The sequence below is a fragment of the Methylophaga sp. UBA1464 genome, assembly GCF_002325665.1.
Taxonomy (GTDB): Bacteria; Pseudomonadota; Gammaproteobacteria; order Nitrosococcales; family Methylophagaceae; genus Methylophaga.
On the sequence record NZ_DCSO01000089.1, the window covers coordinates 62,638 to 70,007 of the forward strand.

At 47.5% G+C, this 7,370-nt stretch carries 8 protein-coding genes and 1 pseudogene; 4 read left to right on the forward strand and 5 right to left on the reverse strand.

Translation table 11 applies throughout. The features are described 5' to 3' along the window. Positions 1-169 (forward strand): annotated as a pseudogene (locus tag B3O33_RS11845) (cyanate hydratase); the annotation flags it as partial. A gap of 41 nt (positions 170-210) precedes the next feature. Here B3O33_RS11845 and B3O33_RS11850 read toward each other — a convergent pair. From B3O33_RS11850 to B3O33_RS11870, 5 genes are all read right to left on the reverse strand, one after another. Next, on the reverse strand, positions 211-1,059 hold the full coding sequence (locus B3O33_RS11850) for a formate/nitrite transporter family protein (RefSeq protein WP_292360381.1): 849 nt from the start codon (positions 1,057-1,059) through the stop codon (positions 211-213). A 218-nt stretch (positions 1,060-1,277) separates the two neighbouring features. Next, entirely contained in the window at positions 1,278-3,863 is a 2,586-nt protein-coding gene (gene clpB, locus B3O33_RS11855) for an ATP-dependent chaperone ClpB (RefSeq protein ID WP_292360383.1), read from the reverse strand. Positions 3,864-4,016: 153 nt separating this feature from the next. Next, a complete protein-coding gene (locus B3O33_RS11860; RefSeq protein ID WP_292363669.1) occupies positions 4,017-4,697 on the reverse strand; it encodes a lysophospholipid acyltransferase family protein in 681 nt (226 codons plus the stop codon). Then, on the reverse strand, positions 4,694-5,320 hold the full coding sequence (locus B3O33_RS11865; RefSeq protein ID WP_292360386.1) for an L-threonylcarbamoyladenylate synthase: 627 nt from the start codon (positions 5,318-5,320) through the stop codon (positions 4,694-4,696). The genes B3O33_RS11860 and B3O33_RS11865 overlap by 4 nt, the downstream gene beginning before the upstream one ends. A 69-nt stretch (positions 5,321-5,389) precedes the next feature. Continuing rightward, the gene (locus tag B3O33_RS11870) at positions 5,390-6,220 is read right to left on the reverse strand and encodes a PHP domain-containing protein (RefSeq protein ID WP_292360387.1); all 831 of its coding nucleotides are present in this window, start codon (positions 6,218-6,220) and stop codon (positions 5,390-5,392) included. Between the two features lie 52 nt (positions 6,221-6,272). Here B3O33_RS11870 and B3O33_RS11875 point away from each other — a divergent pair, with 52 nt between their 5' ends. The 3 genes from B3O33_RS11875 to B3O33_RS11885 form a co-directional block, all read left to right on the forward strand. After that, complete coding sequence (locus B3O33_RS11875; RefSeq protein WP_292360388.1) at positions 6,273-6,866, forward strand: septation protein A; 594 nt, start codon at positions 6,273-6,275, stop codon at positions 6,864-6,866. After that, positions 6,866-7,141 carry a YciI family protein gene (locus tag B3O33_RS11880; RefSeq protein ID WP_292363671.1) on the forward strand — a complete coding sequence of 92 codons (276 nt, stop codon included), beginning with the start codon at positions 6,866-6,868 and terminating at the stop codon, positions 7,139-7,141. Before B3O33_RS11875 ends, B3O33_RS11880 begins: the two co-directional genes overlap by 1 nt. A gap of 20 nt (positions 7,142-7,161) precedes the next feature. After that, positions 7,162-7,370, forward strand: a 209-nt coding sequence (locus B3O33_RS11885) for a BolA family protein (RefSeq protein ID WP_292363673.1), incomplete at its 3' end; no start/stop codon positions are given.

Here is a 7,370-nt window from a genome sequence, read left to right on the forward strand (position 1 = left end):
GATGTCGGTTTATGGGCCGACCATTAAAGAAATTGTCCATGAAAAATGCGGTGACGGCATTGTCAGCGCGATTGACTTTGCGATGAATATCGAGAAAAAACCCGATCCCAAAGGGGATCGGATTGTGATTACACTGGACGGTAAATTTTTACCTTATAAGTCCTGGTAATCATGCTGAAAGGTGCACTGTATAAACAGTGCACCTGATTTCTAGCGATTTGGCCGTGCGTAAACATAAACAAGATAATAGGCCATCGCCACAAAGCCTGCTCCCCCGACAATATTGCCCAGGGTGACCGGGATAAGATTACCCATCAAACCCGCAAAATCCAATGTGGCCAGCTGTGCCGCATCAAAATGTCCTGCCGCCACAATGGCTTGATCAGTTGCCGCAATCATCGCAATTGGAATCATGTACATATTGGCGACGCAGTGTTCAAACCCCATAGCCACGAAGCCTGAAATAGGGAATAACACGGCCATCACCTTATCCGTCACACTGCGAGAGGCATAAACCATCCAGCTGCCTAAACAGACCAGTACATTGCAGAATAACCCCCGGACAAAGGCTTCGGTGACAGAATGATCGACTTTAACTAAACCGGATTTTATCGCTGTGACCCCCACTCCATAATCACCATCGGTCAAATACCCCGATAAATACACCAGATAAACTGTCACCAGCGCCCCGATCAGGTTACCGACATACACAATGCCCCAGTTCCGCATGAGGGATTTGAAACTCACCTGTCCCTTGGCGTAAGCCATCACCACCAGCGTATTACCGGTAAATAATTCAGCCCCGGCAATGACCACCAGAATAAAGCCCAACGCAAAAACCAGCCCACCGACTAACCTGGCCAAACCATAGGCATCACCGGCATCGGTCATCACTACCGTGTAATACATCGCAGCAAACGAGATAAACGCACCCGCCATCAGCGACAGAATGACCAATGGAATGAGTGACATATTGGCCTTGTCAACACCGACGGTTTTAACTTTTTCCGCGACTTCCGCTGGCGTGAAGGCATCGACAAACTTGCCGAAATCAGACATGAGTTGGGGCCCTATGAGAATTGGGAGAAAAGTTTGGCATTATATCAGTGACTTGTAATGCTTTACAGGAATTACCTTCCCGGAATAAGTGATGATTATTAAGGTTTACTGCCTGAACAATCCGGGCTTTTTAATTTTTCCAACAGAAAACTGAACGTTGAATAAAAAAATACCGGGCTGTGAAATGTTTCGCCAACCCGGTATTCGCCAGGTTTCACTTAGTGTCTCAACTCACTGGTAAAAACCAGCTCCTCATCCTGGACATCCACTTTGATCACTTGCCCTGCCACGAAACGACCTGATAATAAAGCCTGAGCCAGCGGGTTCTCCAGTTCATGCTGAATCACCCGTTTCAATGGGCGCGCACCGTAAACCGGATCAAACCCGGCTTCGGAGAGCATATCCAACGCCGCATCAGATAGTTCCAGTCCCATCTCTTTTTCTGCCAGACGTGCACGCAAATGTTCCAGTTGAATATCGGCAATGGCACGAATTTGCGATTTTTGCAGCGGATGAAATACCACAACATCATCCACACGGTTAATAAATTCCGGACGGAAATGTTGTCCGACAATTTCCATGACGGCATTTTTCATTGTCTCGTAATTATCTTCACCGGCCATTTCCTGAATCACATTGGATCCGAGATTGGATGTCATGACAATCACCGTATTTCTGAAATCCACGGTGCGCCCCTGACCATCAGTCAAACGACCATCATCCAGTACCTGCAGCAGGATATTAAATACATCCGGATGGGCTTTTTCGACCTCATCCAGCAGAATGACTGAATAGGGTTTACGTCGCACGGCTTCAGTCAGATAACCGCCTTCTTCATACCCCACATAACCGGGAGGTGCGCCCACCAGACGCGCCACCGAATGTTTTTCCATAAACTCGGACATATCTATGCGCACCATGGCTTCTTCGGTATCAAACAGGAAGGTTGCCAAAGATTTACATAGTTCGGTTTTACCGACACCCGTAGGCCCCAAAAACAGGAAAGAACCATTCGGACGATTCGGATCTGATAAACCGGCACGGCTGCGGCGGATAGCATTCGCAACCGAATTCACCGCTTCGTCCTGACCAATTACCCGCTCGTGCAACGCTTCATCCATTTTCAGTAATTTATCGCGCTCACCTTCCAGCATTTTGGAAACCGGAATACCGGTCCATTTGGAAACCACTTCGGCGATTTCTTCTTCACCAACCTTGTTTCTCAGCAGCGTGAATTCCTGCATTTCCGCCTGAGTGGCAATATCCAGCTGCTTTTCCAATGCCGGAATACGGCCGTATTGCAGCTCGGACATTTTTTCCAGATTACCGCTTCGGTTGGCCGATTCCAGCTCCAGACGTGCCTTTTCCAGCTCTTCCTTGATGTGCTGACTGCCATGTAAAGCCGCTTTTTCCGACTTCCAGACTTCTTCCAGATCGGTATATTCGCGCGCCAGCTTTTTCATCTCGGTTTCCAGCGTATCCAAGCGTTTTTTGGAGGCTTCATCCGACTCTTTCTGCAAGGCAACACGTTCAATTTTTAATTGGATTAAACGTCTTTCCAACCGATCCAAAACCTCCGGTTTGGAATCAATCTCCATACGAATCCGACTGGCCGCTTCATCAATCAGATCAATGGCTTTATCCGGCAAATTCCGGTCGGTGATATAACGATGCGATAAGGTGGCTGCAGCAACAATAGCCGGATCAGTAATATCTACGCCATGATGCACTTCATAGCGTTCACTCAGGCCACGTAAAATAGCAATGGTTGATTCAACACTGGGCTCTCCCACCAGCACTTTCTGAAACCGGCGTTCAAGGGCGGCATCTTTCTCAACATATTGACGATATTCATCCAGCGTGGTGGCACCGATACAATGTAATTCGCCCCGCGCTAAAGCTGGTTTCAGCATATTGCCTGCATCCATTGAACCTTCGGCTTTACCGGCACCGACCATGGTATGAATTTCATCAATAAACAAAATGATCTGTCCTTCCTGTTTAGATAGATCACTCAACACTGCCTTTAGGCGTTCTTCGAATTCTCCACGGAATTTGGCACCCGCGATCAGGGACCCCATATCCAGTGACAAAACGCGTTTGTGTTTCATGCCTTCCGGCACTTCGCCATTGACGATACGCTGAGCCAGACCTTCAACAATCGCGGTTTTTCCGACACCCGGCTCACCGATTAACACCGGATTATTTTTGGTGCGGCGTTGCAAAACCTGAATAGTGCGACGTATCTCATCATCCCGACCAATGACCGGGTCCAGTTTGCCGCTTTCGGCACGGGCCGTCAGATCGATAGTGTATTTTTCCAACGCCTGCCGTTGTTCTTCAGCATTTTGATCAGTCACGCGTTCGCCCCCACGAATTTTATCAATCACGTTATTAATATTGGTTTTGTTAGCACCATGTTTACGGAGCAACTCACCGGTCTGATTTTTTTCTTCAACTGCAGCCAAAATCAGCAGTTCACTGGAAATAAATTGATCCTGACGTTGCTGCGCCAGCTTATCGGTTTGATTTAACAAGCGGTTCAAATCAGATGAAATACGAATATCACCATTGCCGCCCTCAACCTGAGGGAAACGCTTTAACTGGGCTTCAAGATCCGCCTGATAGGCTGGCACATTGACACCACTTTGCGCCAATAATGGTTTTACCGTTCCCCCCTGCTGGTTCAATAATGCCAACAATAAATGAGCAGGCTCTATTACCTGGTGATCACGGCCAACGGCCAGACTTTGTGCCGCCCCCAGTGCTTCCTGAAATTTGCTGGTGAGTTTATCGATTTGCATCGTCGTAATATCCCTGTAAAAAATAAGTTAATTACAAAATGGGGGGTATCGAATCAGAAATCAAGTGAACGTCATCAGAAAAAGATGACCATATTGAAAAACAACTAAGCTGTTGAATTAATTTTGATTATAGTCAGTTAACCAAACATCTCGCTATGGATGTTTACTATTAACAGGCGTCTCAATCGCCACACTAATATCCTGCAGGCATTGCAGCATAGATTCAGGTGAGCAGATTAATGCTGGTGTCATTGTCAGCTGTACCCGACTCGGAACAAAAGGCGCGGTAAACACTTTACCTTCAGCAGTCACCCCATCAATACGAACCGGAAACACCGGCGCAGCTGACCAGCTCGCCAGACGGCCTACACCGCCTTTGATTTTTCTGGGAGGATCACTATCCAGATGTATTTTTCCGTGGGGAAACAATGCGATCACTTCGCCTTTCTGTAAGGCCCTTAATGCCTGCCTTAAAGCCTGTTCCGGACGACCATTGCGATCAACAGGAGTACAACCCGCTTTTTTAAACACCCAGCTAACCAAAGGTCGTTCATATTCTTCACGCGCAATCAAAAAGCGTAATGGTCTTTTGCTGGCGGAGATTAACAACAATGGATCGGCACCTGACACATGATTGGCCACCACTATCGCCGGCCCCGTTTCTGGTAAATTAATTTTTTGTTCTGGCAAACGCTGAATATATCGACAGATAAGACGCGTCCAGCCATCTAACCAGTTAACAGAAGGCCCGCCCCAATCAGCTTCGGCATTTTGCAGCCCGATAATCCAGATAGCGACTGCAATAATAATAATGACCAGCAGATAAACGATCATTCCACCTCAAACGGTGCTGGATCGCCCATACCGACACGAACCACTTCTGGCAAATCATTGATAAACTCGATAACCGTGGTTGGCTCATGGCCACAGGCACCGCCATCAATAATTAAATCGACGTGTTTACTCAACTGATCCGCGATCTCATCTGCCTCTGTCATCGGCATGGTGTCACCCGGAAGAATAAGCGTTGAACTCATTAAAGGTTCATTGAGCTCTTCCAATAAAGCGAGGGCAATATTGTTTACGGGTATCCGCAAACCAATGGTTTTGCGTTTCGGATGTTGCAATCTTCGAGGCACTTCCTTGGTGGCCGGCAATACAAAGGTATAAGGGCCAGGGGTATGTGCCTTAATCAAACGAAATACCGCATTATTAAATTTGGCATAGACCGACAGTTCGGATAAATCTCTGCAGACCAGCGTGAAATTATGATCATCATCCAATTGACGCAATCGACGGATACGATCCATCGCCGCTTTATCGCCCAAGTAACATCCCAGTGCATAGCCCGAATCAGTCGGATAGACCACCAGGCCGCCACTCATAATGATCTGACAGGCTTGTTTTATTAAACGAGGTTGCGGATTATCCGGATGAATTTGAAAATACTGACTCATGTGAAATCGTTGAAACCTTCTTAGTTAATTTAAGGACAGATATACCATAATCCATGTGCTGTGCCTGTTTTACTGCCACAACGTCCATACCGGTTTGCATGAAGCAGGCAGTGGAAGAAAACGTCCGAGTTCGCTCCAGCTTTGATCCGGACTATGAAAGTCAGAACCGCAGGAAGCGAGCAAATCATATTGTTTGGCGAGCGCCGCAACATTTCTTAATTGATCGGGATGTTGATGTCCGGAGCTGACTTCTATCGCCTGACCGCCCGCGGTTTTAAAATTATCAATCAATCGACGCAGCTTGCTGGCCGTCATTTTATAACGCAACGGATGGGCAATAGCCGCCTGGCCACCCGCACCGGTTATCCACTCAACGGCGGATTCCAGATCTGTCCACTGACCCGGAACGTATCCGGGCTTGCCTCTAACCAGAAAGCGTTTGAACACGTCTTTTGTATCAGACGCATGACCTTGTTCGACCAGAAACTGCGCAAAATGCATGCGTCCCAGCATGGTCTTTGAAGCATATTGAGCGGCGCCCTCCAAAGCACCTGAAATGCCGGATTTTTCCAATCGGTGCGCAATTTCTTCAGCTCGTTGCTGGCGATAATCGCGGATTTTGGCTAAACCGGTTTGCAATTTTGCGTTATCAATATCAATGTTAAGCCCGATAATATGGATAGTACTGCTATACCAGCTGACCGAAATCTCCACCCCGGGGATCAGCGTTAATGGTTGCTCTTCAGCCGCCCGAAGCGCTGCTACAATGCCTTCTGTCCCATCATGATCAGTAAGCGCCAGCACATCCACACCTTGCTGAATGGCTCGTTCAACAAGTGCTTGAGGTGAAAGTGCGCCATCAGAGGCGGTGGAATGGCAATGCAGGTCATAGTGCGTCATGGTATTGATTTTACGTTAGAATGTGCCATCACTGTAATAACTGAAAAAAAAGATGAAACTATTTACTGATTTTCTGCCCATTATTCTGTTTTTCATTGCCTATAAATTCGGTGGCGGCGTCTACCATTGGAATGGTCAGGAGTATGAGGTTGCCGGTATCTATGCTGCAACAGCAGTTATGATGGTAGCCACCCTGATACAGGTGCTATGGGGCCAGTTACGCCATGGCAAAGTCGAAAGACAGCACATGATCACGCTTATTCTGGTCATGGTGCTGGGTGGGGCAACCATCTGGTTACAAAATCCGGAATTTGTGATGTGGAAACCGACCGCGGTGAACTGGTTGTTTGCTTTAGCCTTTCTTGGCGCCCGTATATTTACTGATAAAACATTACTCGAACGTCTGATGGCCGCGCACTTGCAGTTGCCAACGGTGGTCTGGTCACGATTAAATACTGCCTGGATCCTGTTTTTTGTGTTTTCCGGCTTTCTTAATATCTATATTGCCTATAACTACTCAGAAGAAACCTGGGTGAACTTCAAACTATTCGGATCATTAATCATTACGGTAGTGTTTATTGCCGGGCAGGCCATCTATCTGTCTCGCCATATTAATGACAATACCAATTCGAAGGATGCATCCTGATGTTATATGCCATCATCAGCGAAGATAAACCCGATAGCTTGCAGCGACGCCTGGCTGCACGACCTGCTCATGTTGCCCGTCTACAGGAATTACAAAACGAAGGCCGTTTAGTGCTGGCGGGTCCACATCCCGTTATTGATAGCGAAGATCCCGGTGAAGCCGGATTCAGTGGTAGTCTTGTGGTCGCAGAGTTTGACGACTTGCGCAGTGCCCAAATCTGGGCTGGAGCAGATCCTTATGTCGAAGCCGATGTGTACAGCAAAGTCACCGTCTAACCGTTTCGTAAGGTTTTTCCATGAGCGCCACTACCCAACAAAAGCTGGAACAGGCTTTACTGAAGCTGCAACCCACACAGTTACAAATTACCGATGACAGTCATCTGCATGCTGGTCATGCCGGCAATACTGGCGGTGGTCATTTCACGGTTTTTATTGTCAGTGAAGCTTTTGCCGGGCTCTCACTAATCAAACGGCATCGGCTTGTTTATGACGCTGCAGCTGAACT

What these genes read in the sequence shown, in the direction of transcription:
- clpB (WP_292360383.1), bottom strand. Translation starts at nt 3,863, where the DNA reads ATGCAAATCGATAAACTCACCAGCAAATTTCAGGAAGCACTGGGGGCG.
- B3O33_RS11870 (WP_292360387.1), bottom strand. Translation starts at nt 6,220, where the DNA reads ATGACGCACTATGACCTGCATTGCCATTCCACCGCCTCTGATGGCGCA.
- B3O33_RS11850 (WP_292360381.1), bottom strand. Translation starts at nt 1,059, where the DNA reads ATGTCTGATTTCGGCAAGTTTGTCGATGCCTTCACGCCAGCGGAAGTC.
- B3O33_RS11860 (WP_292363669.1), bottom strand. Translation starts at nt 4,697, where the DNA reads ATGATCGTTTATCTGCTGGTCATTATTATTATTGCAGTCGCTATCTGG.
- B3O33_RS11880 (WP_292363671.1), top strand. Translation starts at nt 6,866, where the DNA reads ATGTTATATGCCATCATCAGCGAAGATAAACCCGATAGCTTGCAGCGA.
- B3O33_RS11865 (WP_292360386.1), bottom strand. Translation starts at nt 5,320, where the DNA reads ATGAGTCAGTATTTTCAAATTCATCCGGATAATCCGCAACCTCGTTTA.
- B3O33_RS11875 (WP_292360388.1), top strand. Translation starts at nt 6,273, where the DNA reads ATGAAACTATTTACTGATTTTCTGCCCATTATTCTGTTTTTCATTGCC.